The sequence below is a fragment of the Streptomyces sp. NPDC041191 genome (assembly GCF_055591945.1).
In genome coordinates, this window is the sequence record NZ_JBVIZC010000008.1 from 304,992 (window position 1) to 329,614 (window position 24,623).

The following is a 24,623-nucleotide window of genomic DNA, read 5'->3' on the forward strand; positions in this document are numbered from 1 at the left end:
AGCAATGCCCGAGCCGAGGAACTGGCAGCTCGCGGCGGGCTCCGCCGCCCTCGGTCTGGCCGTGGCCGCCACGGCGGTGACCCTGGCCGGCCCCTGGGACTCCGGCCAGCGTACGGCCGAGCGGACCCGCGCCGCCGCCCCCGCGACGGGTGGCGCACGTCACGCCCCGCACCCCGCCCCCGCCGCGCCCCGGCGCCCCGCGCCCGCCCCGAGCGCCCCCGGTGTCCTCACCGCTCCCGCCGCCCCCGCCGGACGCCCCGCCGCCGGACGCCCCGCCGACCTCGCCGCCGTTCTCGCCCCCCTCCTCGCCGACCCCGGCCTCGGCCCCCTCCGCACCGCCTCCGTCGTGGACACCGCCACCGGACGGCAGCTCTACGGCGCGGGCGCCACCACCCCCATGACCCCCGCCTCCACCGTCAAGATCGCCACCACCGCCGCCGCGCTCTCCGCCCTCGGCCCCGACCACCGCATCCCCACCACCGTCACCGCCACCGCCGACGGGAAGACCGTCACCCTCACCGGCGGCGGCGACCCCACCCTCGACCCCGCCCGCCTGCGCGCCCTCGCCACCGACACCGCCCGCGCCCTCGGGGCCCGCGGCCACACCGCCGTACGCCTCGCCTACGACACGAGCCTCTACCCGGGCCCCCGCCTCCACCCCATCGGCCCCAACGAGAACATCGCCCCCGTCACCGCCCTCATGACCCGCGGCGGACGCCTCGACGACAGCGCCACCGGACCCGCGCCCCGGGGTGACGACCCGGCCCGTGACACCGCCACCGCCTTCGCCGCCCTCCTCACCCGCGCCGGCGTCCGGGTCACCGGCGACCCCGCCCCCGGCCGCGCCCCCGGAACCGCCCCCCTCGCCCGCACGTACTCCGCCCCCCTCGCCGACCTCGTCGAACGCACCCTCACCCACAGCGACAACGACCTCGCCGAAGCCCTCGCCCGGCAGACCGCCCTCGCCCACGGTCTCCCCGCGAGCTTCGACGGCGCCGGAAAGGCCGTGCGCGACGAACTCGCGAAGCTCGGCCTCCCCGTCACCGGAACCCGCTTCGCCGACGGCAGCGGCCTCGACCGCCGCGACCGCGTCACCGCCGCCCTCCTCACCGCGCTCCTCACCCGAGCGGCCGACCCGGCCCGCCCCGCCCTGCGCCCCCTCCTCACCGGCCTGCCCGTCGGCGGCTTCACCGGCACCCTCGCCGACCGCTTCGACACCGCCCCCACCGCCTCCGGAGCCGGACTCGTCCGCGCCAAGACCGGCACCCTCACCGGCGTCAACACGCTCGCCGGAACCGTCGTCGCCCCCGACGGCCGCCTCCTCGCCTTCGCCTTCCTCGCGGGCCGCACCCCCTCCCCCCACGAGGCGCAACCCGCCCTCGACCGGCTCTCCGCCGCCCTCGCCGGCCAGGACCTGCCGTAGGGCGCACCCGGCACACCCCGCCCGACGTGCCCCCGCCCCGACCGAACCGAACACGCACCGAACGGGCGCCGGGGCCGTACGGTTGACGCATGACGAGCATCGGTGGAGCAGGCACATCCGGGATGGTCGACTGGAACCTCGCGGTCGCGACCGCGACCCGCCTCGTGCGGCCCGGACCCGACATCGGCCGCGACGAGGCCCGCGAGGTCGTCGCCGAACTCCGCGGGCACGCCAAGGCGTCGGAGGAACACGTCCGCGCCTACACCCGGATGATCCCCGAAGGCCACGAACCCCCCGACACCCCCGTCCTCGTGGTCGACCGCACGGGCTGGATCAAGGCCAACGTCGCCGGCTTCCGCGAACTCCTCACCCCCCTCCTCGGCAAGATGAGGGAACGCCGCTCCACCGTCCCCGGCAGCGCCGTCCTCGGCGCCGTCGGCGGCAAGGTCACCGGCGTCGAACTCGGCGTCCTGCTGTCCTTCCTCGCCTCCCGCATCCTCGGCCAGTACGAGACCTTCGCCCCCGCCACCCGCGACCTCCCCGGAGGCGACTCCGGCGGCGGACGCCTCCTCCTCGTCGCCCCCAACATCGTCCACGTGGAACGCGAACTCGACGTCTCCCCCCACGACTTCCGGCTCTGGGTCAGCCTCCACGAGGAGACCCACCGCACCCAGTTCACCGCCGTCCCCTGGCTCCGCGACCACCTCAGGGGCGAAATCCAGTCGTTCCTCGCCGCCACCGACATCGACCCCGGCACCTTCGTCGAACGCCTCCGCGACGCCGCCCAGACCCTCGTCGGCGGCCGCCCCGAGGGCGAGGAGGACGACCCCTCCCCCTCCCTCGTCGAACTCGTCCAGACCCCGGAACAGCGCGAGATCCTCGCCCGCCTCACCGCCGTCATGTCCCTCCTCGAAGGCCACGCCGACCACGTCATGGACGGCGTCGGCCCCCAGGTGGTCCCCTCCGTCGCCGAGATCCGCGAGAAGTTCCAGGCCAGGCGCGCCCAGGGCGCCTCCCGCCTCGACCTCGCCCTCCGCAAACTCCTCGGCCTCGACGCCAAGCTCCGCCAGTACCGCGACGGCGAACGCTTCGTCACCGCCGTCGTGAACCAGGTCGGCACCGACGGCTTCAACCGCGTCTGGACCTCCCCCAACACGCTCCCCACCAAGGCCGAGATCGCCGCCCCCGCCGACTGGATCGCCCGGGTCCACGGCAGGACGGACTCCTGAGGCGGAAGGGACGGACGGCACGACGACCGCGGGAGGAACGCGCCCGGACGCCCCCCAATCACCCGTCCGAGGGACCCTGCCCCCGGGGCGAGGCGTGCAATGCTCGGTCGACGGGCGGGTTTCTGTCACCATCGACGCACTCTGAGTGACCGAACCCCCCCTTCCGACCGTTAAGACTCCGACCGAGGCACCCCACCCCATCACGAAGGGCACCGGACATGGGTCCCCATCCTGCGGTCGCGGCGATACGCCTGGCGGTCCGCCGCGTACTCCACGACATCCTCGCCGAGCACCAGACCGACCCCGCCCCCGCACCCGGCGCGCACGCCCCCCTCGTGCTCGTCGCCTGCTCCGGAGGCGCCGACTCCATGGCGCTCGCCTCCGCCCTCGCCTTCGAGGCCCGCAAACTCCCCCTGCGCGCCGGCGGCATCACCGTCGACCACGGCCTCCAGGACGGCTCCGCCGCCCGGGCCGCCGAAGTCGCCGAACGCATGACCGCGCTCGGCCTCACCCCCTCCGAGGCCGTCGCCGTCACCGTGGGCCGCGAAGGAGGACCCGAAGCCGCCGCCCGCGACGCCCGCTACGCCGCCCTCGACGCCGCCGCCGAACGCCACGGCGCCGCCGCCGTCCTCCTCGGCCACACCCGCGACGACCAGGCCGAGACCGTCCTCCTCGGCCTCGCCCGCGGGTCCGGAATCCGCTCCCTCGCCGGCATGGCCGCCGTCTCCGGCGCCACCGGCCGCTACCGCCGCCCCTTCCTCCGGCTCGACCGCCAGACCGTCCGCAAGGCGTGCGTCGCACAGGAACTCGCCGTCTGGGACGACCCCCACAACAGCGACCCCGCCTACACCCGCTCCCGCCTCCGCCACGAGGGCCTCCCCGCCCTGGAGAAGGCCCTCGGCAAAGGCGTCGTCGAGGCCCTCGCCCGCACGGCCCGGCTCTCCCGCGACGACGCCGACGCCCTCGACACCTGGGCCGCCGACGCCGAGACCGCCGTACGCGACGAAGCGGGCGCCCTGGAGTGCGCCAAACTCTCCGGACTGCCCCCCGCCGTACGCCGCCGCGTCCTGCGCCGGGCCGTCATCGCCGAGGGCGCCCCCGCCGGCTCCCTCTTCGCGCGCCACATCGAAGAAGTCGACCGGCTCGTCACCGGCTGGCGCGGCCAGGGCGCCATCAACCTGCCCGGCCGCGTCGAAGCCCGCCGCCAGGGTGGCAGACTGGTCATCCGGCAAGGCTGACGCACGCTGCAACGAAAGTGACCCGGGTGAACGAGAAGGACATGGGCACCGACCTCCAGTCGGTGCTCATCACCAAGGAAGAGATCGACGCCAAGCTGGCAGAGCTGGCCGCGAAGATCGACACGGAATACGCGGGCAAGGACCTGCTCATCGTCGGCGTCCTCAAGGGCGCCGTGATGGTGATGGCGGACCTGGCCCGCGCCCTGTCCACCCCCGTCACCATGGACTGGATGGCCGTCTCCTCCTACGGCGCGGGCACCCAGTCCTCCGGCGTCGTCCGGATCCTCAAGGACCTCGACACCGACATCAAGGGCAAGCACGTCCTGATCGTCGAGGACATCATCGACTCCGGCCTCACCCTGTCCTGGCTCCTGTCGAACCTCGGCTCGCGCGAACCCGCCTCCCTGGAGGTGTGCACCCTCCTGCGCAAGCCCGAAGCCGCCAAGGTCGCCATCGACGTCCGGTGGATCGGCTTCGACATCCCCAACGAGTTCGTCGTCGGCTACGGACTCGACTACGCGGAGAAGTACCGGAACCTCCCCTTCGTCGGCACCCTCGCCCCCCACGTCTACGGCGGCTGATCCCACGGCCGCACGGGGAACCCGCACCGCCTTCCCACCGTTGAACCACGGGAAGGCGGTCGCGGGCGACGATGCTGAGGTACCGTCCGAAGAACAGCTTTTTCACACAGCAGCTCACACAGCAGCATTTTCCTACGGGCAGGAGGGACGGAGCGTCATCGCTCCGTATGGATGGACGTGAAGCGATACTTCCGTGGGCCGGTCATGTGGATCGTGCTGGCCGTCCTCGCCGTGGTCGTGCTGATGCAGGTCGTCGGCTCGTCCGAGGGCTACAAGACGGTGGACACCGGCCAGGTCGTCCAGGCGATCGACAAGAACCAGGTCAAGCAGGCAAAGATCACCACCGGTGACGAGCAGCTCATCAAGATCGAGCTCGTCGACGGCCAGAAGATCGACAAGAGCGACAAGATCCAGGCCAGCTACATCGGCAGCCAGGGCGTCGCCCTCGCCGACAAGCTCCAGGACAAGTTCGAGGCCGGACAGATCGAGAAGGGCTACACCGTCTCCCCGACGAAGCAGTCGCCCTTCGTCTCGATCCTGCTCTCCCTCCTCCCCTTCGTCCTCATCGTGGTCGTCTTCCTCTTCCTGATGAACCAGATGCAGGGCGGCGGCTCCCGCGTCATGCAGTTCGGCAAGTCCAAGGCGAAGCTCATCACCAAGGACACGCCGAAGACCACCTTCGCCGACGTCGCGGGCTCGGACGAGGCCGTCGAGGAACTCCACGAGATCAAGGAATTCCTCCAGGAACCCGCCAAGTTCCAGGCCGTCGGCGCCAAGATCCCCAAGGGCGTCCTGCTCTACGGCCCCCCCGGAACCGGCAAGACGCTCCTCGCGCGCGCCGTCGCCGGCGAGGCCGGGGTGCCGTTCTACTCGATCTCCGGCTCCGACTTCGTCGAGATGTTCGTCGGCGTCGGCGCCTCCCGGGTCCGCGACCTCTTCGAGCAGGCCAAGGCCAACGCACCCGCCATCGTCTTCGTCGATGAGATCGACGCCGTCGGACGCCACCGCGGCGCCGGCCTCGGCGGCGGCCACGACGAGCGCGAGCAGACCCTCAACCAGCTCCTGGTCGAGATGGACGGCTTCGACGTCAAGGGCGGCGTCATCCTGATCGCCGCCACCAACCGGCCCGACATCCTCGACCCGGCGCTCCTGCGCCCCGGCCGCTTCGACCGGCAGATCGCCGTCGACCGCCCGGACATGCTGGGCCGCCTGGAGATCCTCAAGGTCCACCAGAAGGGCAAGCCGGTCGCCCCGGACGTCGACCTCGGCGCCGTCGCCCGCCGCACCCCCGGCTTCACCGGAGCGGACCTCTCCAACGTCCTCAACGAGGCGGCGCTCCTCACCGCCCGCGGCGGTCACAAGCTGATCGACAACAAGGCGCTGGACGAGGCGATCGACCGCGTGGTCGCGGGCCCGCAGAAGCGGACCCGCATCATGTCGGACAAGGAGAAGAAGATCACCGCGTACCACGAGGGCGGCCACGCCCTGGTCGCGGCGGCCTCGCCCAACTCCGACCCCGTCCACAAGATCACCATCCTGTCCCGCGGCCGCGCCCTGGGCTACACGATGGTCCTGCCGGACGAGGACAAGTACTCGACCACCCGCAACGAGATGCTCGACCAGCTCGCGTACATGCTGGGCGGTCGCGCGGCCGAGGAACTGGTCTTCCACGACCCGACCACGGGCGCCGCGAACGACATCGAGAAGGCCACCGCCACGGCCCGCGCGATGGTCACCCAGTACGGCATGACCGAGCGGCTCGGCGCCATCAAGTTCGGCGGCGACAACACCGAGCCCTTCCTCGGCCGTGAGATGGCGCACCAGCGCGACTACTCGGAAGAGGTCGCCGCGCTGGTGGACGAAGAGGTCAAGAAGCTCATCGAGACCGCGCACAACGAGGCGTGGGAGATCCTGGTCGAGAACCGCGACGTCCTCGACAACCTGGTCCTCGCCCTCCTGGAGAAGGAGACGCTGGGCAAGGAGGAGATCGCCGAGATCTTCCGCCCCATCGTGAAGCGCCCGGCCCGCCCGGCGTGGACCGGCTCGTCCCGCCGCACCCCCTCCACGCGCCCGCCGGTCCTCTCCCCCAAGGAGCTGGCCCTGACGAACAGCGCGAACGGCTCGTCCACCCAGGTGGAGACCACCAAGGGCATCGACATCGCCCCGGTGGACCCCCCGTCCCCGGAGGACTGACCGCCCGGCGGACCCGGAATGAACGCCGCGCCCTCCCGGGTTCTAGCCTGGGAGGGCGCGGCATTTCGCGCATCGGTTCATACGGAACGAGGCACAGATGACCGACCCGGTGACGCTGGACGGCGAGAGCACGATCGGCGTGTACGACGAGAAGCGCGCCGAGAACGCCGTGCGGGAGCTCCTCCTCGCGGTCGGCGAGAACCCGGACCGCGAGGGTCTGCGGGAGACGCCGGCGCGGGTGGCGCGGGCGTACAAGGAGCTGTTCGCGGGGCTGTGGCAGAAGCCCGAGGACGTGCTGACGACGACGTTCGACCTGGGGCACGACGAGATGGTCCTGGTGAAGGACATCGAACTGACGTCGCAGTGCGAACATCATTTGCTCCCGTTCCACGGCGTAGCTCACATCGGCTACATCCCGGCGGAATCGGGCAAGATCACGGGCCTGTCCAAGCTGGCGCGCCTCGTCGACGTCTTCGCCCGCCGTCCGCAGGTGCAGGAGCGCCTGACGACGCAGATCGCGGACTCCCTCATGGAGATCCTGGAGGCGCGCGGCGCGATCGTCGTCATCGAGGCCGAGCACATGTGCATGTCCCTGCGCGGGGTCCGCAAGCCGGGCGCGAAGACGACGACCTCGGCGGTGCGCGGACAGCTGCGCAACGCCACCACGCGCGCCGAGGCCATGTCCCTGATACTGGCCCGCCGGTAGCGGGAGCCCCGGTGGGGGTCAGGCCGCCGAGGGCCGGTCGTCGTCCTCGTCGTCCGGGAGGCGGCAGACGCGCTCCAGGAAGAGGGCGGCGGCGATGACGCCGAGGCCCGCCAGGACCGCGAGGGCCGCGTAGAGGGCCTGGTCGCGGCGGGCCGGGACGTCGAGGAAGCCGAGGAGGAAGACGCCCGTGCCGCCGTACATGCCGGCGACGAGGGCGACGACCAGGGCGCTGGCCTGGCCGAAGACCACCGCGCGGGCCGCCATCAGGGGCTCGATGCCCTTGGCGCCGGGCCGGCGCTCGCGCTGGGCCCTGAGGCGGGCGCGGATCGAGAGGGCGGTCGCGGTGAGGACGACGGCGATCACGGCGAGGACGACCGGCGCGGCGACCGGCACGCTCGGCAGGGTGCCGACCGAGTCCCAGAGGCGGGCGCCGCCCCAGGAGAGGACGCCTGCCGCCAGGAACAGCCCGGCGAGCACCTTGAGCCGCAGTTGTTTCACCGGGTGTCCTTCGTGTGGTCGCGGTCGGTCTGCCTCCGAGCCTAACGACTATTCGGGCAGTCGGAGTTCCAGGTCGGCACGGAGGGTGACGCCCTCGCGGCCCACGGTGCCGAGGAGGCCGGCGACCGGGCCGCGGCCGGGGAGGTGGGCCTCCGGGTCCACGTCGTGCCAGGGGGCGAGGACGAAGGCGCGCTGGTGGGCGCGGGGGTGCGGGAGGGTGAGGGCGGGGTCGTCGGAGACCACGTCCGCGTACGCGACGATGTCCACGTCGAGGGTGCGCGCGCCCCAGCGTTCCTCGCGGGCGCGGTGGAACGCCTCCTCGACGGCGTGGGCGCGCTCCAGGAGGGAGGAGGGCGGCAGGGTCGTCTTCACGAGGGCGACGGCGTTGAGGTACGGGGGCTGGGAGCCGGGCTCGACGCCCCAGGGCTCCGTCTCGTACACGGGGGAGACGGCCTTGACCCGGAGGCCGGGGGTGTCGGCGAGGGCGTCGAGGGCCCCCTGGAGGTTCTCCAGGCGGTTGCCGAGGTTGCCGCCGAGGGCGATGACGGCGCGGCGGGGGTTGGAGAGGGTGGTGTCGGCGGCGTCGACCGTCTCCACGACGGAGGCCGGCACGGGCTGGACGGTGGGGTCGCTCTGCGTCGCTTTCATCGTCGGCTCCGGGTGATCGTGACGGTGACGTCGTCGAAGGGAACGGTGATGGGCGCGTCCGGCTTGTGGACGACGACCTCCACCTCCTGTACCCCGGTGTGGTCCAGGCATCGCTGGGCGATGCGTTCGGCGAGGGTTTCGATGAGGTCGACGGGCTCGCCCCGGACGATCTCCACGACCTCTTCGGCGACGATCCCGTAGTGCACGGTCTTCGTGAGGTCGTCCTCGGCGGCGGCGGGACGGGTGTCCAGGCCGAGGACCAGGTCCACGATGAAGGTCTGTCCCTCCTCGCGCTCCTTGGGGAAGACGCCGTGGTGGCCCCGGGCCTTGAGGCCGCGCAGCGCGACACGATCCACGCGAATCACTCCTGCTGTCGTAGTTCGGGTGGCCACGCAGCCGGGTGCGGACGGCCGGGTGTCCAGCGTCGAATCTACCCGCGGGGACCGACAGGGGGTGCCCGTGGGGGGCGGGGGGAGGGTGGGGCCGCCGGTCAGAGGGGTGGTCCGGCGTCGTCGGGGGCGGGTTCGCCGGTGTCCGGGCCGGTGGTCTCGGCGAGGACGGGGGAGGCGTGGTGGGACCAGAGGCGCCAGCCGTCGGGGGTGCGGCGGAAGACGTTGGTGGCGACGACGAGCTGGCCGACGAGGGGACCCAGGTCGTCGCCGTCCTCGGCGGGGCCGCCGCTGAGGATGTTCTCGGTACAGGTGACGAGGGCGGTGTCGCCGGCCGGGGAGATCCGGAGGTCGGTGAGGAAGAACTGGATGTACTCGGTGTTCGCCATGATCAGGGCGTAGGAGCGGAGCACTTCGCCGCGGCCGGTGAGGACGGGCCAGCCGGGGTGGACGCAGGTGACGGGGGTGCCGTCGGCGAGCCAGAGGTCGGAGAGGGTCTCGAAGTCGCCGTTCTCGAGTGCTTCGTAGAAGGCGGTGTTGGCGGCTTCGACGGCTGTTTCGTCCGTGCTGGGGGTCATCCGGCTCCTTCGACGGCGCGGGCGACCCGTACGGCGTCGGCGGTGGCGCGGACCTCGTGGACGCGGACGGCCCAGGCGCCCGCGTGGGCGGCGAGGGCGGAGACGGCGGCGGTGGCGGCGTCGCGTTCGCGGGCGGGGGGCGGGGTGGCGCCCCCGTCGGCGAGGACGTGGCCGAGGAACCGTTTCCGCGAGGCGGCGACGAGGAGGGGGCGGCCGAGGGCGCGCAGGGCGGGGAGGCGGGCGACGAGGGCCAGGTCGTGCGGGGCGTGTTTGGCGAAGCCGAGTCCGGGGTCGATCACGACGCGCTCGGGGTCGATGCCGCCGGCGACGACGGCCTCCAGGCGGACGCGGAGTTCGTCGACGACCTCGGCGACGACGTCCCGGTAGACGGCGAGGCGGTTCATGTCCTGGCTGAAGCCGCGCCAGTGCATGACGACGAAGGGGACCTCGGCGGCGGCGACGGCGGGGACCATGGCGGGGTCGGCGAGGCCGCCGCTGACGTCGTTGACGAGGGTGGCGCCCGCTTCGACGGCGCGGGCGGCGACGCGGGCGCGCATGGTGTCGACGGAGACGGTGACGCCTTCGGCGGCGAGGCCGCGGACGACGGGGACGACCCGGCGGAGCTCTTCCTCCTCGTCCACGCGGGTGGCGCCGGGGCGGGTGGACTCGCCGCCGACGTCGACCAGGTCGGCGCCCTGCGCGACGAGGTCGAGGCCGCGTTTGACGGCGGTCGTGGTGTCGAACCAGCGGCCGCCGTCGGAGAAGGAGTCGGGGGTCACGTTGACCACGCCCATGACCGCGCAGCGGTCCCACTCCGGCAGGCCCCGGGCCGTGCCCCGGTCGGTCGTCGTACGCATGGTTCCAGCGTAGGGCCTGCCGGGGCGGGGCTCAGGCGGCGTGGACGCCCCGCTCGGCCGGGGCGGGGGCGAGGTGGGCGCAGGGGCGGGGGGACCGGGCGGGGCGCCGGCGGGCGAAGGGGCGGGGCAGGGAGAGGTTCACGAAGCCTTCGGCCTGCATGGCGGCGAAGCCGATGCGGGGGAGGTCGCGGCTGGTGCGGTAGACGACGAAGCGGGGTTCCCAGCGGGGCTGGAACTTGGCGTTGAACTTGTAGAGCGACTCGATCTGGAACCAGCGGGAGAGGAAGACGAGGAGTCCGCGCCAGAGGCGCAGGACGGGGCCGGCGCCGATCTTCTCGCCGCGGGCGAGGGCGGCGCGGAACATGGCGAAGTTGAGGGAGACGCGTGCGATGCCGAGACCGGGGGACGCCTGGAGGGCGGCGACGATCAGGAGTTCGTTCATGCCGGGGTCGGCGGTGCGGTCGCGGCGCATGAGCTCCAGGGACATGCCGTCGGGGCCCCAGGGGACGAAGTGGATGATCGCCTTGAGGTCGCCGTAGGGGGAGTCCGCGCCGTCGTCGTCCTGCTTGTGGGCGGTCGCTATCACCGCCTCGCCGTCGCCGGGGGCGCCGATGCGGCCGAGGGCCATGGAGAAGCCGCGTTCGGTGTCGGTGCCGCGCCAGGCGGCGGCGGCCTGGCGGACGCGTTCGAGTTCCTCGGGGTCGAGGTCGCGGACCCGGCGGACCCGGGTGGTGTAGCCGTTGCGTTCGATGCGCTTGACCATCTGGCGGACGTTGCGCATGGCCCTGCCGGAGAGGGAGAAGTCCTCGACGTCGACCACCGCCTCGTCGCCGAGTTCGAGGGCGTCGAGGCCGGTCTCGCGGGTCCAGACCTGGCCGCCGGTCTCGGAGCAGCCCATGACGGCGGGGGTCCAGGAGTGGATCTTGGCCTCGTCCATGAACCGTTCGATGGCGCCGGGCCACGCCTCGACGTCGCCGATGGGGTCGCCGCTGGCGAGCATGACGCCGGAGACGACGCGATAGCAGACGGCGGCCTTGCCGCTGGGGGAGAAGATGACGCCCTTGTCGCGGCGGAGGGCGAAGTGGCCGAGGGAGTCGCGGCCGCCGTGCTGGGCGAGGAGGGCGCGCAGCCGCGCCTCGTCGTCGTCGGTGAGGCGGGCGGCGGGGTGCTCGGGGCGGAAGGCCAGGTAGATGGTGGTGAGGGCGGTGAGCATGCCGAGGGCGCCGAGGGAGTAGCCGACGGTCCAGTCGACGCCGTGGGTGTATTCGACGGGGCCCTCGAAGCCGAAGAGTCCGTACAGGACGTGTTCGAGGCGGTCGGTGAGGCTGGGGCTGCCGAGGACGCGGCGCGGATGGGCGCTGACGATGACGAGGCCGAGGGCGAGGGACCCGGCTCCCATGACGACGAAGTTGGCGAGGGCGCGCCAGCGGCTGCGGGGGTCGGGGAGGGCGGCGAACTCGCCGCGGTGGCGCAGCAGGAGGGTGAGGAGCGCGACGGAGAGGAGGGCGCCGAGGACGGAGTGGCGCCAGACGAACTGGGCGGCGGCGCCGAGGGGGAGGAGGACGACGGCGGCGCGCCAGGCGCGGCGCTTGTGCCGCTTGAGGCCGTGGGCGAGGAGCAGGAGGAGGACGCCGACGCTCAGGGAGAGGGCGGCGGAGAGGGGGCCGAGGGTGCCGGGGAGGACTTCGGCGAGGGCGTGGACGCGGCTGACGCGGAAGCGGGGGAAGACGCCGGCGGCGATGTCGATGAGGCCGATGAGGGTGCAGGCCGTGCCGACGAGGGAGGGGACCTTCGCGGGCCGGGGGCCGCGGAGAATCCGGCGTACGCGGGTCGGAACCGATCCTGCTTTGTCCCCATCTACCGTGACAGACATGGCTTCCCGTGCTTCTCGTGGTCCTGCGCGGCGTTTTTCGGTCCCGGTCGGTTCCCGCGGTGGTCTCGGCGGGCCGTCCCGGCCGGTGCGCCTTCTAGGACGGCGCCGCGGGGGGCCGGGTTCATCGGTGTACGGGAAAATATCGGAAAGAAGGCTCGGTCGGCTCATGGGACTCACCAGTACCAAGGTCCTCGTGTTGGCCGTCGTGGTGGCGGTGGCGCTGTTCGTGGCCACGGTGTGGCTGTGGCCGCGGCTGGCGCGCGGTGGGTGGCGCGCGGTCGCGGGGCGGGTGGGACTGCTGTTCGTGACCCAGGTGGCCCTGTTCGCGGCGGTGGGTCTGGCGGCGAACCGGTCGTTCCTCTTCTACGGCTCGTGGGCGGACCTGTTCGGGCAGGAGCAGGAGCCGGGTGTGGTGGTGGACCACGCGGGCGGCTCGAAGGACGTGCGGGTGGTGGGGACGCAGGCGCTGGACGTGCCGGGCGCGGGGCGCCCGGAGGTGGGCGGGCAGATCCAGAAGGTCGTGGTGGCGGGGGAGCGGTCGGGGATCGTCTCGTCGGCGTACGTGTACCTGCCGCCGGAGTACTTCCAGGCGCGGTACGCGAAGCGGACCTTTCCGGCGTCGGTGGTGCTCACGGGGTATCCGGGGACGGCGGAGAACCTGATCAAGGGGCTGAAGTACCCGCGGACGGCGTACCTCCAGGCGAAGGAGGGGCGGATGCAGCCGATGGTCCTGGTCATGCTGCGTCCGACGGTGGCGCCGCCGAGGGACACCGAGTGCCTGGACGTGCCCGGGGGGCCGAGGACGGAGACGTTCTTCGTGGACGATCTGCCGAAGGCGGTCTCGGAGGCGTACCGGGTGGGGACGGAGCCCCGGAACTGGGGGTTCATGGGGAACTCGACGGGCGGGTACTGCGCGCTGAAGTTCGCGTTGCACCGTCCGGACCGGTTCGCGGCGGGGGCGGGCTTCTCGGCGTACTACCGGGCGGCGGAGGACGTGACGACCGGTGACCTCTTCCGGGGGGACGACGGGCTGCGCAAGCGGTCGGACCTGCTGTGGAGCCTGGACCACCTGCCGCAGGGGAGGTCGTCGTTCCTGGTGACGACGTCGCAGCGGGGCGAGGACAACCTGAGGGCGACGAAGGAGTTCATCCGGAAGGTGAAGAGGCCGGCGCGGGTCTCGTCGATCGTTCTGGAGAGCGGCGGCCACAACTTCAACACGTGGAACCGGGAAATTCCGGCGGGGCTGGTGTGGATGGGCCGCCGGCTCAGCGCGACCTGAGGCGCGGGGCGGGGCCCGCCGCCCGCGACCGGCCCGCCGCCCGCGACCGGCCCGGCGCCGGGCCGTGGTGCCGGGGGCCGTCCGCTCCCGCGGGCCGCCGGGCGCCGTTCCGGCCGGCCGGGGGTCCGGCGGCCGGGGGCAGGGGTTCCGCTCACGCGGGTGGGGCCGGGGCCGGTTCCCGCCCCGGGGAGGGGGTGGCCCGGCGCAGGGCGCGGTGGACGCCGGCGGGGGTGAGGACGCCGAGGGGGCGGCCGTCGGCGCCGGTGACCGTGAGGCGGCCGGCGTCGTGCTGGAGGAGCGCGGCCAGCGCCTCCTTGAGGGGGGTGCCGAGGGGGACGGGGGCGGGGGCGCCGTTCTCGCCGCCGGAAGGCCCCTGGGCGGGGTCCCCGGCGGGTACGGGGTCGAGGTCGGCCTCGGTGACCGGGGTGACGGCCAGCCGCTTGAGCCCCCGGTCGCTGCCGACGAAGTCCGCCACGTACGGGGTGGCGGGGGCGCCGAGGACGGTGGCGGGGGCGTCGAACTGTTCGATGCGGCCCTGTCCGTAGACGGCCATGCGGTCGCCCATGCGGACGGCCTCCTCGATGTCGTGGGTGACGAGGAGGACGGTCTTGCGGACGGTGGCCTGGAGGGCGAGGAACTCGTTCTGGAGGCGTTCGCGGACCACGGGGTCGACGGCGCCGAAGGGCTCGTCCATGAGGAGGACGGGCGGGTCGGCGGCGAGGGCGCGGGCGACGCCGACGCGCTGGCGCTGGCCGCCGGAGAGCTGGGCGGGGTAGCGGGGACCGTGGACGGCGGGGTCGAGGCCGACGAGTTCGAGGAGTTCGGCGGCGCGCGCGCGTGCGGCGGACTTCTTCCAGCCGAGGAGGGCGGGGACGGTCGCGGTGTTGTCGAGGACGGTCCGGTGGGGGAAGAGCCCGACCTGCTGGATGACGTAGCCGATCTTGCGGCGCAGGGCGACGGGGTCGACGCCGGCGACGTCCTCGCCGTCGACGAGGACGCGGCCCGAGGTCGGCTCGACGAGCCGGTTCACCATCATCATCGTGGTCGTCTTGCCGCAGCCGGACGGGCCCACCAGGGTGACGAGTTCGCCCTCGGCGACCTCGAAGGAGAGGCCGTCCACGGCGGTGGTGCCGTCGGCGTACCGCTTGGTCACGTGCTCGAACCGGATCATGGTTCCCCATTCTGTCCCCCCGGCACCGGGGGTGTGTGAAGGGCGTGTTGCCGCCTTGTGGCGGTCCCGGGGGATTGTCGGTGCCGGAGGCTAGTGTCGTCCCACGTGTCGCCAGGGGCGCGTGGGGGTAGACGGGATTCCGGGGGGAGGGCCGATGAGCGGGTCGAACTGTCTGGTCACGAACGACTGGATCTGCGGGGAGTACCTCCGCACGCGGAGCGGGGAGCTGACGGAGGCGCTGCTCCAGCACGTGGGGATCACGGTGGCGTCCGTGCTGATCGCGCTCGTCGTCGCGGTGCCGCTCGCGCTGCTCGTCCGGGCCAGACCCCGGTTCGCGGGGCCGGTGCTCGGACTGACCACCCTGCTCTACACGGTGCCGTCGCTCGCGATGTTCTCGCTGCTGCTGCCGTTCTTCGGGCTCTCGGCGGCGCTCGTGGTGACCGGTCTCGTGCTGTACGCCCTGACGATCCTCGTGCGGAACGCGCTGGCGGGGCTCGCCGCGGTGCCGGCCGAGACGCGGGAGGCGGCCCGGGGCATGGGGTACGGCTCGCTGCGGCTGCTCTGGTCGGTCGAACTGCCGCTGGCGCTGCCGGTCCTGATGGCCGGGGTGCGGATGGCGACGGTCTCCACGGTCGCGCTGACGACGATCGGTTCGGTCGTCGGGCGCGGGGGGCTGGGCAATCTGATCGAGGACGCGCTGCCGTCCTTCTTCAAGGCGCAGGTACTCGCCGCGTCGGTGCTGTGCGTGCTGCTCGCCGTCGTCGCCGACCTGCTGCTCCTGGGACTCCAGCGGCTGCTGACGCCGTGGACCCGGGTGCGGGCCGTGCCGGGAGGAGGGTGAGATGGGGGCCGTGACGGACGCCTGGGGCTGGCTCACCACCGGCGCGCACTGGACGGGCGAGGGCGGCATCGGGCAGCGGCTCGCGGAGCACGTGTACGTGAGCGGGGTGTCGCTCCTGATCGCCGGGGCGGTCGCGCTGCCGCTGGGCCTGTGGCTGGGCCACCTGGGGCGGGGCGGGGCGCTCGCGGTGAACGTGTCCAACGCGGGGCGGGCGGTGCCCGTCTTCGCGGTGCTCGCCCTGTTCATGGTGTCGCCCCTGCGGAACGCCGGGTACGTGCCGACCGTGGTGGCCCTGGTGCTGTTCGCGGTGCCCCCGCTGCTCACCAACGCGTACGTGGGGGTGCGGGAGGTGGACCCGGCGGCGGTGCGGGCCGCGCGGGGCATGGGGATGACGGGGGGCCAGCTCTTCCTGCGGGTCGAACTCCCGCTGGCCCGGCCGGTGATCATGACGGGCGTCCGCTCGGCCGCGGTCCAGGTGGTCGCCACGGCGACGGTCGCGGCCATGGTCGGCCAGGGCGGCCTGGGCCGGATCATCACGACGGGGTTCGCCACGTACGACACGGGGCAGGTGGTGGCGGGCGCCGTGCTCGTGGCCCTGCTCGCCCTCCTGGTGGAGGGGGCGCTCGTGGGCGCGAACCGGCTCCTGGCGGGACCGGTGCCGGGTGCGGAGCGCGGAACGGCCCGGCGGCGCGCCCGCCCGCCCCTCGCGGCCCCGGAGAAGCCGGGGGCATGAAGCCCCGGACGGCCGGAGTCCCGGGCGACCGGGGAACCGGGCAGCCGAAGACCTGAAGAACCGAAGACCTGAAGACCTGAAGAACCGAAGCAACCGAAGCAACCGAAGAAGCCGACTGGATGGGTGATCTCGTGAACAGGGTCTCGCGTGTCGCGGGCGCGCTGCTGGGTACGGCGGCGCTGACCGCCGCCCTCGCGGCGTGCGGCGGTGACAGCCTGGAGGACGGCAGGAAGAAGGGCCCGGGGGGTTCCGGCGACGACTCCAAGGGGTCGCTGGTGGTGGGCGCGGCCGCCTTCACGGAGTCCAAGGTCCTCGCCGAGCTGTACGCCCAGGTGCTGCGGGGCGCCGGGTACTCCGTGTCCGTCACCACCGTGAAGAACCGCGAACTGTACGAACCCTCCCTGGAGAGCGGCGAGATCGACGTCGTACCGGAATACGCGGCGACGATCGCGGAATTCCTCAACGCGAAGGCGAACGGGCCGAAGGCGCCCGAGGAGAAGCCGGTCGCCTCGGGCGACGCGAAGGCCACGGTGGAGGCGTTGCGGAAGCTCGCGGAGCCGCGCGGTCTGAAGGTGCTCGCGGTCGGGGAGGCGGTCGACCAGAACGCCTTCGCGGTGTCGAGGGAATTCGCCGACAAGAACGGCCTGAAGACCCTTTCGGATCTCGGTGCCGCCAAGCTGAAGGTGAAGATCGCGGCCGGTGACGAATGCGCGGTGCGCCCCTTCTGCGCGCCCGGTCTGAAGAAGGCGTACGGGATCGACGTGGCCGGGATCGACCCCAAGGGCGTCGGTACCCCGCAGGCCAAGCAGGCCGTCAAGGACGGGGTGGACCAGCTGGTCCTGACGACCACCACGGACGCCACGGTGGAGAGTTACGGCCTGGTCTTCCTCACCGACGACAAGAAGCTCCAGAACGCCGACAACGTGCTGCCCGTGGTCAACGCCCGGGACGCCGGTTCTCCCGCGATAGCCGCCGCCCTCGACGGGGTCACCAAGGTGCTGACCACAGCGGATCTCGCCGAACTCAACCGCAGGGTGGATGCCGAGCGCGCGAAGCCGCAGGATGTCGCCGAGGAGTATCTGACGAAGAAGGGGCTGCTCAAGAAGTAGGCGCCGGAGCGGGGGAGTCGGCCCGAAACGGAACCGGAACGACTGATATCCACTTCCGGTGACGAGAAGTGGCCAAGAGATTGCCGGGCCGACCCCCCACAAGGCGCCTACGCACGGTAAATTTCAGGCCATGCCACGTGGACGCCACCGCCATTCCCCGCCTCTGCACAAGCTGCTGCCGCCCTCCGCGGTCGCCGGCACCGCGGTCGTGTGCGCCGCGGTCGCCTGGCTGCCCGGCGACCTGACGGTCGTACGGCTGCTCGCGGCCGCGTCGGCGGTCGCCGCCGTCACCGGTGCCGTCCTCATGCGCGGCTGGGACCGGAGCGCCGGACTGCGGGTCGCCGAACTCTCCCGGGCGCGCGCAGCCGACCAGTGGAAGGCCGAGGAACGGGTCGCCGAACTGGAGTCCGACCTGGAGGAGGCCCGCGCGCTGCGCGCCCGCCTCGACGCCAAGCTGCGCGCCAAGCGCGTGGAACTCGCCGGACTGCGCGGCGAGCACGCCGACCTGCTCCGCCGGTACGCCACCGCCGAGACCGAGCGGGCCAGCGCCCTGGAGGGCCGCCGCGTCCTCGCCCTGGAGGCCCACGGCTCGTCCGGCACGTCCGGCGGGGGGCCCGGGGCGCTGCCGCCCGGCGGCTCCACGCCCACTCCGGAGACGTTCCGCCGCGCCGCCGGGGCGCTCCGCGACCTCTCCCGCAACGCGGCCGCCCAGCAGGCCCGCCGCACCACCGAGGCGGCCCGCGCCCGTGACCTCGCCGAGCGCGCCGGGGAGACGGAGGAGCAGCGGGGGAAGCACGCGGCGGACGCCGGAACCGGGCAGGGCGTCCGTCCGGCCGCCCTCGCGCTCCCGCCCGTCGGCACCGTCGGCGTGCCCGTCGCGGCCGCGATCGTCCCGTACACGGCCCGCAGGTCCGTCCCGCGCCCCGAGGGGGGCTTCGACTTCTTCGGCACGCAGAAGACGGCGGACGCCATCGAGGCGGTGCGGAACACGGACCTCGCCGACGTCGTGGGCGAGGAGGTGCTGGCCGCGGGTCCCGTGCCCGGCGCCCCGTCCCTCACCCCGGTCGCCGCCCCCGCCGTTCCCCGCAGCCCGGCGCCGCCCCGGACGATCGGCCAGGTCATCGACCTGACCGCGCACGACGAGACGGAACAGCTCGACGTGGCGGAGCTGCGCGGGGCCGTGAACTCGTGACGCACCGCCTCACCGCCTTCCCCGCCGGTGAGGCCGTCCGCCGCCGGGACGAACTCCTCGACCTGTGCGGCCGGGCCTTCGGCGGCGCCCCCTGGCACGAACCGCCGTCCGGCACCGTGCGGACCGTGGAGCGGCTGCTCGGTTCGGCGGTCGGGCGGCCCGACTTCCGGGCCGTCGCCGCGTTCGGGCCCGACGGCGCGCTGCGGGGGTTCGCGGCGGGCTGGACCGACACCCTCCTGACCGGCCGGGAGCCCGCCTTCGAACTCGCCGAACTCGTCGTCGCCCCGGCCCACCAGGGTGCCGGCCTCGGCCGGGCCCTCCACGACGCGCTCCTCACGGGCCTGGCCCCCGGGTCCCGGCTCCTGATGACCCTGGACGTGCCGGAACTGACGAAGCGGTACGAACGCTGGGGCTGGGCCGTCACCGACCGGCGGACGTCCGGCACGCCGGGCCGCGCGTACGCCGTGATGCGCCGCGAGGACTGAGCGGCCGGCCCCGCCCGTCTACTTGTCGATGTCGCCGACGACGAAGAAGAGCGAACCCAGGATCGCCACCATGTCCGCGACCAGTGTCCCCGGCAGCAGCTCGGACAGCACCTGGACGTTGTTGAACGAGGCCGACCGCAGCTTGAGCCGGTAGGGCGTCTTCTCGCCCTTCGACACCAGGTAGTAGCCGTTCACGCCGAGCGGGTTCTCGGTCCACGCGTACGTGTGGCCCTCCGGCGCCTTGAGCACCTTCGGCAGCCGCTGGTTGACCGGACCCGGCGGCAGCTCCTCCATCCGGTCCAGGCAGGCGTCCGCCAGGTCCAGGGAGTTGTGCGTCTGTTCGAGCAGGCACTCGAACCGGGCCAGGCAGTCGCCCTCCCGCCGCACCGCGACCCGCAGGACGTCCCCCAACTCCCCGTACGCGAGGTACGGCTCGTCCCGCCGCAGGTCGAAGTCGACGCCCGAGGCGCGGGCGACGGGCCCCGACACCCCGTAGGAGTGGACCGCCGCCTCCGACAGGACCCCGATCCCGCGCGTACGCCCCCGGAAGATCTCGTTGCCGAGGACGAGCCGGTCGTACACGTCCATCCGCGACCGCACGTCCGCGACGGCCCGCCGCGTCCGCTCCGTCCACCCGGCGGGCAGGTCCTCCTTGAGGCCGCCGACCCGGTTGAACATGTAGTGCATCCGCCCGCCGGACGCCTCCTCCATCACGGCCTGGAGCTCCTCGCGCTCCCGGAAGGCGTGGAAGACGGGGGTGATGCCGCCCAGTTCGAGGGGGTACGAGCCGAGGAACATGAGATGGTTGAGGACCCGGTTCAGCTCGGCGAGGAGCGTACGGGTCCACACCGCGCGCTCCGGGACCTCCATGCCCAGCATCCGCTCGACGGCCATCACCACCCCCAGCTCGCTGGAGAAGGCGGACAGCCAGTCGTGGCGGTTGGCCAGCATGACGATCTGCCGGTAGTCCCGCGCCTCGAAGAGCTTCTCCGCGCCCCGGTGCATGTAGCCGACCACCGGCTCCGCCGACCGGACCACCTCGCCGTCGAGGACCAGCCGGAGCCGGAGCACACCGTGGGTCGAGGGGTGCTGCGGCCCGATGTTCAGCACCATGTCGGTGCTCTCCGCCGCGCCGCCGATTCCGACCGTCGTCTCCGTCATGCGGCCAGTATCCCCCGCACGGGAAACCCCCTACGGCCCGTCCGCCCCCCGCACCCGCCGGGTCAGCCAGAGGAAGTCCCCGAGGCCGCCGCGGGCGGTCAGCTCGGCCGCCGCGCCGGCGGAGGCGAGGGCCCTGAGGTACCCGGCGGGGTCGGACGAGGCGAGCGCGAGGGGCGGCCGTTCCCCGGACACCCCGAGCCGCCGCAGCGCCTCGCGCTGGGTGACCAGCTCCACGTCCTCCCCGGCGGCCCCGCCGCAGGCGGCCGCGCACGCGTCGAGGGCCACGTGGGACGTCAGGTCGCAGGAGCCGTCCGGGACCGGGGGCACCTCGCGGCCCGCGCGGAAGCCGGTCAGGGAGCCGAAGGGCGGCCGGGCGCCCCGGAGGTGCGCGTAGTCCACGGCCACCGCGCGGCCCTCCGCGAGCGAGGCCACCGCCGCCGCCCAGGCGTCGTCCCGGGGCCGCCCGATCTCGGCCCTGGCCCCGGGCTCCCGCAGGGGCCACCAGCGCTCCAGCCACTCCGCGTCCGGGCCGGAGACGGGCGCGCCGGGCCGTTCCGTGCCGTCCGGGCGGACCTCCACGTACCGGACCGTGCCCGCCGCGTCCGCCTCGGCGACGTCCACCGGCACGTTGTCGAGCCACTCGTTCGCGAGGAGCAGCCCGCGCGTCCCGCGCGGCAGCCGGTCCGTCCACTCCACCCGGGGGTCGAGCCCGGGCGGGCGGGCGGCGCGCTCGACCGCGTGCGCCCGCACCGAGAGGCCGCTCCCGGCGACCGCCGCGAGCACCGCCGTGAGCAGCTCCCCGCGCCCCGCGCCCACGTCCACCAGGTCCACCCGGTCCGTCCCCAGCTCCCCGGCGACCTCGCCCAGGAGCCGGGCCACCGCCGCCGCGAAGAGCGGGGAGGCGTGCACCGAGGTCCGGAAGTGCCCCGCGGGCCCCTCGGGACGCCGATAGAACCCCCCGGGGCCGTACAGCGCCCGCTCCGTGGCCTCCCGCCACCCCCGCCACCGACACGTCTCATCCGTCACACGCCCCAGTCTCCACCTCCGGGACTAGGGGCCCGGAGCGGAGGATCGACCCCACGGTTGATCCCCCGCCCGCCTCCTTTGCCTACTCTGGGTGACGTGCAGCGCCTCTACGACTTCCTCCGCAGACACCCGACGGGCGTCGACGGCTTCTGGGCCCTCGTCCTCCTCGGGTTCTCCCTGCTGTGGGTGGGGTCGACCTACCCGGCGACCGACCGCCCCGTGCTGTACGGGACCGTCGCCGCGCTCCTCTCCCTGGTCGTGGCCCTGCGCCGGCGGGCCCCCGAGAAGATGCTGCTGCTCACCGTCGCGATCGGCCTCGTCCAGCTCGCCCTCGGCCTGATCCCGTTCGTGGCGGACTTCGCCATGCTCGTGATCATCCACACGGTCGCGGCGCACGCCGGGCCGCGCTGGGCGTCCCGCCTCGCCCTCGCGGGCGGGCTGGGCGCCTCTCCCCTCTCCCAGCTGCGCTGGCCGTCCACGGAGTTCAGCTCGTGGATCGTCCGGATCTTCTTCACGGTCATCATGGCCGTCCCGTTCGTCCTCGCCTGGGTCCTCGGCGACTCGCTGCGCACCCGCCGCGCGTACTTCGCGCAGCTGGAGGAGCGGGCCTTCCGCCTGGAGCAGGAGCGCGAGGCCCAGGCGAAGGTCGCGGTCGCCGCCGAGCGGGCCAGGATCGCCCGCGAGCTGCACGACGTCGTCGCGCACAACGTGTCGGTGATGGTGGTCCAGGCCGACGGCGCCGCCTACGTCATGGACACCTCCCCGGAGACCGCGAAGCAGGCCCTGGAGACCATCTCCGGCACGGGCCGGCAGGCGCTCGCCGAGATGCGCAGGCTCCTCGGCATCCTGCGCACCGGGGAGCACGAGGAGGCCGGGGAGTACGTGCCGCAGCCCGACGTGCGGCAGATCGAGGACCTGGTCGAGCAGGTCCGCGGCGCCGGCCTCACCGTCGACTTCGCGATCGAGGGGAGCCCGCGCCCGCTGCCCAGCGGCGTCGAGCTCACCGCGTACCGGATCGTGCAGGAAGCCCTCACCAACACCCGCAAGCACGGAGGCCCCGACGCGGGCGCCAGTGTCCGGCTGGTCTACTTCGACGACGGCCTCGGCCTGCTCGTCGAGGACGACGGCCGGGGGGCGCCCCAGGGGATGTACGAGGACGGGGGCGCCGACGGACGGGGCCACGGCCTGATCGGCATGCGGGAACGGATCGGCATGGTCGGCGGCACCCTGGACGCGGGACCGCGCCCCGGCGGAGGCTTCCGGATCAGCGCCCTGCTCCCCCTCAAGCCCGCCCACTGACGACCCCCGAACCCCGAGGAACCGCCCTTATGCCCTCCATCCGCGTGATGCTCGTCGACGACCAGGCGCTGCTGCGCACCGGCTTCCGCATGGTGCTCGCCGCCCAGCCGGACATGGAGGTGGTGGCCGAGGCGGGCGACGGGGTCGAGGCCCTCGAAGTGCTGCGGTCCACGGCGGTCGACGTCGTCCTGATGGACGTGCGCATGCCGAAGCTGGACGGGGTGGAGGCGACGCGGCGGATCTGCGCCGCCCCCGGCGCCCCGAAGGTGCTGATCCTGACCACCTTCGACCTCGACGAGTACGCCTTCTCCGGCCTGAAGGCGGGGGCGAGCGGCTTCCTGCTGAAGGACGTGCCGCCGGGGGAGCTGCTCGGCGCGATCCGCTCGGTGCACAGCGGGGACGCCGTGGTGGCGCCCTCGACCACCCGCCGGCTCCTGGACCGCTTCTCGCCCCTGCTGCCGTCGTCGGGCAGGGAGCCCGAGCACACCGGACTGGCGCGCCTGACGGACCGGGAGCGCGAGGTGATGATGCTGGTCGCGCAGGGCCTGTCGAACGGCGAGATCGCCGCCCGGCTCGTCCTCTCCGAGGCGACGGTGAAGACGCACGTGGGCCGCATCCTGACCAAGCTGGGCCTGCGCGACCGCGTCCAGGTCGTGGTCCTCGCGTACGAGTCGGGCCTGGTCAGGGCGGGCGGCGGGGGCGCGGTCTGACGCCCCCTCAGCGCCCGACGCGCCCGACGCGCGAGAGGAAGTCCCGTACCGCCTCCCGCACCTCGGCCGCCGTCCACTCCAGGCCGGGGCCCGCCACCGTCAGCTCCGTCACGGCCACCCCCGGCGGACCGCCCGCGCCCGGGGCGGACCAGCGGCGGAAGAGGGCGGTGCCGGTGGCCTCGGTCTGGGCGAGGGCCGCCGCCGTCAGGTCGTCGGGGGCGTACGGGAGCCAGACCTGGAACTGGTGGGTGTGCGGGACCTCCGGGTGGACGCGGAACCAGCCCGTGCCCGCCTCCGCGAGCGCCTCCCGGACCGCGCCGGCCACCACGCGCGCGTGGGCCGCGTACGCGGGCAGCCGGGGCAGTTCGACGTCCAGGCCCCGCAGCGCGGAGAGCGCCGCCGGGTACTGCTGGAAGACCTGGCCGCCGTACCGGTGCCGCCACACCCGGGCCTCCTCCATGACGTCCCCGGGCCCGGCGAGCGCGGCCCCCGACAGACCGCCGAGGGACTTGTAGAACGACACGTACACGCTGTCGGCGAGCCCCGCGATCTCCGCGAGCCCCCGGCCGAAGCGGGCCGTGCACTCCCACAGCCGGGCGCCGTCGAAGTGGACCACCGCGTCCCGTTCCCGGGCCGCCTCCACCACCTCGGTCAGCTCCTCCCAGGTGGGCAGCACGAAGCCGGCGTCCCGCAGCGGCAGCTCCAGCATCAGCGTCCCGAACGGCTCCGGGTGGTCCCGGACCTCCCCGGCCGTGGGCAGCCGGGGCGCGTCGGTGGGGTGGACGGTGCGCAGCCCGGAGACGGCCGCGAGCGCCCCGCCCTCGTGGACCTCCGGGTGGGCGAGCGGGTGGAGGGCGACGACCGGGCTGCCGGTGCGCCCGGCCCAGCAGCGCAGCGCCACCTGCTGGGCCATGGTGCCGGTCGGGAAGAAGACGGCGTCGGGGAGGCCCAGCTCCTCGGCGACCCGCCGCTCCACCGTCTCCACCAGGGCGTCCCCGTACGTGTCGGGGAGGGCCCCGCCGTGGCCGGACTCCTCCGCCCAGTCGGCCAGCTCGCGCAGCCGCTCCCCGACCGTGCCGTCCGCGGGGGAGCGCCACAGCGTGCGCCGGGCTCCGCCCCAGACCCTCGCCCGGTGCAGCCGGGCCGCCTGCTCGTCCACAGGTTCCACAGGTTCCGGTTCCGCGGGAGCCGGGGCGTCCCCGGTCCGGCCGATGTCCACAGTTCCCCCGGTCCCCTCGGCGTCCCCGGCGTCCCCGGCCCCCGGGGCGTCCACGGTCACGGTCTTCGCGGCCCCGGGGGTGTTCACGGGGTCACCGGCTTCCACAGGATTCATGAGCCGATCATCACACCGCCGTCCCCACCCTGTGGACGGCCACGGAGGGGCGCGTACCGCTGGCGTAGCAT

Annotated in this window: 24 protein-coding genes; 14 read left to right on the plus strand and 10 right to left on the minus strand. The window is 73.7% G+C overall.

The window, feature by feature from the left end; genetic code table 11:
• The first annotated feature begins 4 nt into the window (after nucleotides 1-4).
• The 6 genes from dacB to folE all read left to right on the plus strand — a co-directional run bounded on the left by dacB (nucleotide 5) and on the right by folE (nucleotide 7,370).
• Nucleotides 5-1,423 carry a D-alanyl-D-alanine carboxypeptidase/D-alanyl-D-alanine endopeptidase gene (dacB, locus tag ACZ6AQ_RS18255; protein ID WP_468760684.1) on the plus strand — a complete coding sequence of 473 codons (1,419 nt, stop codon included), beginning with the start codon at nucleotides 5-7 and terminating at the stop codon, nucleotides 1,421-1,423.
• 89 nt (nucleotides 1,424-1,512) lie between these two features.
• Nucleotides 1,513-2,652, plus strand: coding sequence for a zinc-dependent metalloprotease (locus ACZ6AQ_RS18260; protein ID WP_468760685.1), 1,140 nt, complete (start codon nucleotides 1,513-1,515; stop codon nucleotides 2,650-2,652).
• Between the two features lie 218 nt (nucleotides 2,653-2,870).
• Nucleotides 2,871-3,890: a tRNA lysidine(34) synthetase TilS gene (gene tilS / locus ACZ6AQ_RS18265; protein WP_468760686.1), complete on the plus strand. Its 1,020-nt coding sequence runs from the start codon at nucleotides 2,871-2,873 to the stop codon at nucleotides 3,888-3,890.
• 41 nt (nucleotides 3,891-3,931) lie between these two features.
• Nucleotides 3,932-4,471, plus strand: coding sequence for a hypoxanthine phosphoribosyltransferase (gene hpt / locus ACZ6AQ_RS18270; protein WP_388691329.1), 540 nt, complete (start codon nucleotides 3,932-3,934; stop codon nucleotides 4,469-4,471).
• 171 nt (nucleotides 4,472-4,642) lie between these two features.
• Nucleotides 4,643-6,664, plus strand: a complete 2,022-nt coding sequence (ftsH, locus tag ACZ6AQ_RS18275) for an ATP-dependent zinc metalloprotease FtsH (RefSeq protein WP_388690775.1) — start codon at nucleotides 4,643-4,645, stop codon at nucleotides 6,662-6,664.
• 97 nt (nucleotides 6,665-6,761) lie between these two features.
• On the plus strand, nucleotides 6,762-7,370 hold the full coding sequence (gene folE / locus ACZ6AQ_RS18280; protein ID WP_468760687.1) for a GTP cyclohydrolase I FolE: 609 nt from the start codon (nucleotides 6,762-6,764) through the stop codon (nucleotides 7,368-7,370).
• Between the two features lie 18 nt (nucleotides 7,371-7,388).
• On the opposite strand, the gene ACZ6AQ_RS18285 is transcribed toward folE, so the two are convergent.
• From ACZ6AQ_RS18285 to ACZ6AQ_RS18310, 6 genes are all read right to left on the minus strand, one after another.
• Nucleotides 7,389-7,868, minus strand: a complete 480-nt coding sequence (locus ACZ6AQ_RS18285; RefSeq protein ID WP_388690770.1) for a DUF3180 domain-containing protein — start codon at nucleotides 7,866-7,868, stop codon at nucleotides 7,389-7,391.
• Between the two features lie 48 nt (nucleotides 7,869-7,916).
• Complete coding sequence (folK, locus tag ACZ6AQ_RS18290) at nucleotides 7,917-8,516, minus strand: 2-amino-4-hydroxy-6-hydroxymethyldihydropteridine diphosphokinase (RefSeq protein WP_468760688.1); 600 nt, start codon at nucleotides 8,514-8,516, stop codon at nucleotides 7,917-7,919.
• Entirely contained in the window at nucleotides 8,513-8,872 is a 360-nt protein-coding gene (folB, locus tag ACZ6AQ_RS18295; RefSeq protein ID WP_388690767.1) for a dihydroneopterin aldolase, read from the minus strand. The genes folK and folB overlap by 4 nt, the downstream gene beginning before the upstream one ends.
• Before the next feature lie 134 nt (nucleotides 8,873-9,006).
• Nucleotides 9,007-9,483 (minus strand): nuclear transport factor 2 family protein, encoded by a 477-nt coding sequence (locus ACZ6AQ_RS18300; RefSeq protein WP_468760689.1) that lies wholly within the window; start codon nucleotides 9,481-9,483, stop codon nucleotides 9,007-9,009.
• Nucleotides 9,480-10,340: a dihydropteroate synthase gene (gene folP, locus ACZ6AQ_RS18305; protein ID WP_468760690.1), complete on the minus strand. Its 861-nt coding sequence runs from the start codon at nucleotides 10,338-10,340 to the stop codon at nucleotides 9,480-9,482. Before folP ends, ACZ6AQ_RS18300 begins: the two co-directional genes overlap by 4 nt.
• Before the next feature lie 31 nt (nucleotides 10,341-10,371).
• Nucleotides 10,372-12,213, minus strand: a complete 1,842-nt coding sequence (locus ACZ6AQ_RS18310) for a phosphatidylglycerol lysyltransferase domain-containing protein (protein WP_468760691.1) — start codon at nucleotides 12,211-12,213, stop codon at nucleotides 10,372-10,374.
• Nucleotides 12,214-12,379: 166 nt separating this feature from the next.
• Here ACZ6AQ_RS18310 and ACZ6AQ_RS18315 point away from each other — a divergent pair, with 166 nt between their 5' ends.
• Nucleotides 12,380-13,492: an alpha/beta hydrolase gene (locus ACZ6AQ_RS18315; RefSeq protein ID WP_468760692.1), complete on the plus strand. Its 1,113-nt coding sequence runs from the start codon at nucleotides 12,380-12,382 to the stop codon at nucleotides 13,490-13,492.
• A 151-nt stretch (nucleotides 13,493-13,643) separates the two neighbouring features.
• On the opposite strand, the gene ACZ6AQ_RS18320 is transcribed toward ACZ6AQ_RS18315, so the two are convergent.
• Nucleotides 13,644-14,663, minus strand: coding sequence for an ABC transporter ATP-binding protein (locus ACZ6AQ_RS18320; RefSeq protein ID WP_468760693.1), 1,020 nt, complete (start codon nucleotides 14,661-14,663; stop codon nucleotides 13,644-13,646).
• A 154-nt stretch (nucleotides 14,664-14,817) separates the two neighbouring features.
• Between ACZ6AQ_RS18320 and ACZ6AQ_RS18325 the strand changes: the two genes are divergently transcribed.
• From ACZ6AQ_RS18325 to ACZ6AQ_RS18345, 5 genes are all read left to right on the plus strand, one after another.
• The gene (locus ACZ6AQ_RS18325) at nucleotides 14,818-15,504 is read left to right on the plus strand and encodes an ABC transporter permease (RefSeq protein ID WP_468760694.1); all 687 of its coding nucleotides are present in this window, start codon (nucleotides 14,818-14,820) and stop codon (nucleotides 15,502-15,504) included.
• 1 nt (nucleotide 15,505) lies between these two features.
• Entirely contained in the window at nucleotides 15,506-16,237 is a 732-nt protein-coding gene (locus ACZ6AQ_RS18330) for an ABC transporter permease (RefSeq protein WP_468760695.1), read from the plus strand.
• A 119-nt stretch (nucleotides 16,238-16,356) separates the two neighbouring features.
• Nucleotides 16,357-17,346, plus strand: a complete 990-nt coding sequence (locus tag ACZ6AQ_RS18335; protein ID WP_468760696.1) for an ABC transporter substrate-binding protein — start codon at nucleotides 16,357-16,359, stop codon at nucleotides 17,344-17,346.
• A 130-nt stretch (nucleotides 17,347-17,476) separates the two neighbouring features.
• Entirely contained in the window at nucleotides 17,477-18,538 is a 1,062-nt protein-coding gene (locus tag ACZ6AQ_RS18340; protein WP_468760697.1) for a hypothetical protein, read from the plus strand.
• Complete coding sequence (locus ACZ6AQ_RS18345; protein ID WP_468760698.1) at nucleotides 18,535-19,023, plus strand: GNAT family N-acetyltransferase; 489 nt, start codon at nucleotides 18,535-18,537, stop codon at nucleotides 19,021-19,023. The genes ACZ6AQ_RS18340 and ACZ6AQ_RS18345 overlap by 4 nt, the downstream gene beginning before the upstream one ends.
• An 18-nt stretch (nucleotides 19,024-19,041) precedes the next feature.
• Here the strand turns inward: ACZ6AQ_RS18345 and ACZ6AQ_RS18350 are convergent, their stop codons facing one another.
• Nucleotides 19,042-20,184, minus strand: a complete 1,143-nt coding sequence (locus ACZ6AQ_RS18350; RefSeq protein WP_388690740.1) for an NADH-quinone oxidoreductase subunit D — start codon at nucleotides 20,182-20,184, stop codon at nucleotides 19,042-19,044.
• Nucleotides 20,185-20,214: 30 nt separating this feature from the next.
• A complete protein-coding gene (locus ACZ6AQ_RS18355) occupies nucleotides 20,215-21,210 on the minus strand; it encodes an SAM-dependent methyltransferase (protein ID WP_468760699.1) in 996 nt (331 codons plus the stop codon).
• Between the two features lie 96 nt (nucleotides 21,211-21,306).
• On the opposite strand from ACZ6AQ_RS18355, the gene ACZ6AQ_RS18360 reads away from it, so the two are divergent.
• Both ACZ6AQ_RS18360 and ACZ6AQ_RS18365 read left to right on the plus strand, forming a co-directional pair.
• Complete coding sequence (locus tag ACZ6AQ_RS18360; RefSeq protein ID WP_468760700.1) at nucleotides 21,307-22,509, plus strand: sensor histidine kinase; 1,203 nt, start codon at nucleotides 21,307-21,309, stop codon at nucleotides 22,507-22,509.
• A gap of 29 nt (nucleotides 22,510-22,538) precedes the next feature.
• Nucleotides 22,539-23,219 (plus strand): response regulator, encoded by a 681-nt coding sequence (locus ACZ6AQ_RS18365; protein ID WP_468760701.1) that lies wholly within the window; start codon nucleotides 22,539-22,541, stop codon nucleotides 23,217-23,219.
• A gap of 7 nt (nucleotides 23,220-23,226) precedes the next feature.
• On the opposite strand, the gene ACZ6AQ_RS18370 is transcribed toward ACZ6AQ_RS18365, so the two are convergent.
• Nucleotides 23,227-24,552, minus strand: coding sequence for a threonine aldolase family protein (locus ACZ6AQ_RS18370; protein WP_468760702.1), 1,326 nt, complete (start codon nucleotides 24,550-24,552; stop codon nucleotides 23,227-23,229).
• Nucleotides 24,553-24,623 lie beyond the last annotated feature (71 nt).

What these genes read in the sequence shown, in the direction of transcription:
- dacB (WP_468760684.1), top strand. Translation starts at nt 5, where the DNA reads ATGCCCGAGCCGAGGAACTGGCAGCTCGCGGCGGGCTCCGCCGCCCTC.
- ACZ6AQ_RS18260 (WP_468760685.1), top strand. Translation starts at nt 1,513, where the DNA reads ATGACGAGCATCGGTGGAGCAGGCACATCCGGGATGGTCGACTGGAAC.
- tilS (WP_468760686.1), top strand. Translation starts at nt 2,871, where the DNA reads ATGGGTCCCCATCCTGCGGTCGCGGCGATACGCCTGGCGGTCCGCCGC.
- hpt (WP_388691329.1), top strand. Translation starts at nt 3,932, where the DNA reads ATGGGCACCGACCTCCAGTCGGTGCTCATCACCAAGGAAGAGATCGAC.
- ftsH (WP_388690775.1), top strand. Translation starts at nt 4,643, where the DNA reads ATGGACGTGAAGCGATACTTCCGTGGGCCGGTCATGTGGATCGTGCTG.
- folE (WP_468760687.1), top strand. Translation starts at nt 6,762, where the DNA reads ATGACCGACCCGGTGACGCTGGACGGCGAGAGCACGATCGGCGTGTAC.
- folK (WP_468760688.1), bottom strand. Translation starts at nt 8,516, where the DNA reads ATGAAAGCGACGCAGAGCGACCCCACCGTCCAGCCCGTGCCGGCCTCC.
- ACZ6AQ_RS18300 (WP_468760689.1), bottom strand. Translation starts at nt 9,483, where the DNA reads ATGACCCCCAGCACGGACGAAACAGCCGTCGAAGCCGCCAACACCGCC.
- folP (WP_468760690.1), bottom strand. Translation starts at nt 10,340, where the DNA reads ATGCGTACGACGACCGACCGGGGCACGGCCCGGGGCCTGCCGGAGTGG.
- ACZ6AQ_RS18310 (WP_468760691.1), bottom strand. Translation starts at nt 12,213, where the DNA reads ATGTCTGTCACGGTAGATGGGGACAAAGCAGGATCGGTTCCGACCCGC.
- ACZ6AQ_RS18315 (WP_468760692.1), top strand. Translation starts at nt 12,380, where the DNA reads ATGGGACTCACCAGTACCAAGGTCCTCGTGTTGGCCGTCGTGGTGGCG.
- ACZ6AQ_RS18320 (WP_468760693.1), bottom strand. Translation starts at nt 14,663, where the DNA reads ATGATCCGGTTCGAGCACGTGACCAAGCGGTACGCCGACGGCACCACC.
- ACZ6AQ_RS18325 (WP_468760694.1), top strand. Translation starts at nt 14,818, where the DNA reads ATGAGCGGGTCGAACTGTCTGGTCACGAACGACTGGATCTGCGGGGAG.
- ACZ6AQ_RS18330 (WP_468760695.1), top strand. Translation starts at nt 15,506, where the DNA reads ATGGGGGCCGTGACGGACGCCTGGGGCTGGCTCACCACCGGCGCGCAC.
- ACZ6AQ_RS18335 (WP_468760696.1), top strand. Translation starts at nt 16,357, where the DNA reads ATGGGTGATCTCGTGAACAGGGTCTCGCGTGTCGCGGGCGCGCTGCTG.
- ACZ6AQ_RS18340 (WP_468760697.1), top strand. Translation starts at nt 17,477, where the DNA reads ATGCCACGTGGACGCCACCGCCATTCCCCGCCTCTGCACAAGCTGCTG.
- ACZ6AQ_RS18350 (WP_388690740.1), bottom strand. Translation starts at nt 20,184, where the DNA reads ATGACGGAGACGACGGTCGGAATCGGCGGCGCGGCGGAGAGCACCGAC.
- ACZ6AQ_RS18365 (WP_468760701.1), top strand. Translation starts at nt 22,539, where the DNA reads ATGCCCTCCATCCGCGTGATGCTCGTCGACGACCAGGCGCTGCTGCGC.
- ACZ6AQ_RS18370 (WP_468760702.1), bottom strand. Translation starts at nt 24,552, where the DNA reads ATGAATCCTGTGGAAGCCGGTGACCCCGTGAACACCCCCGGGGCCGCG.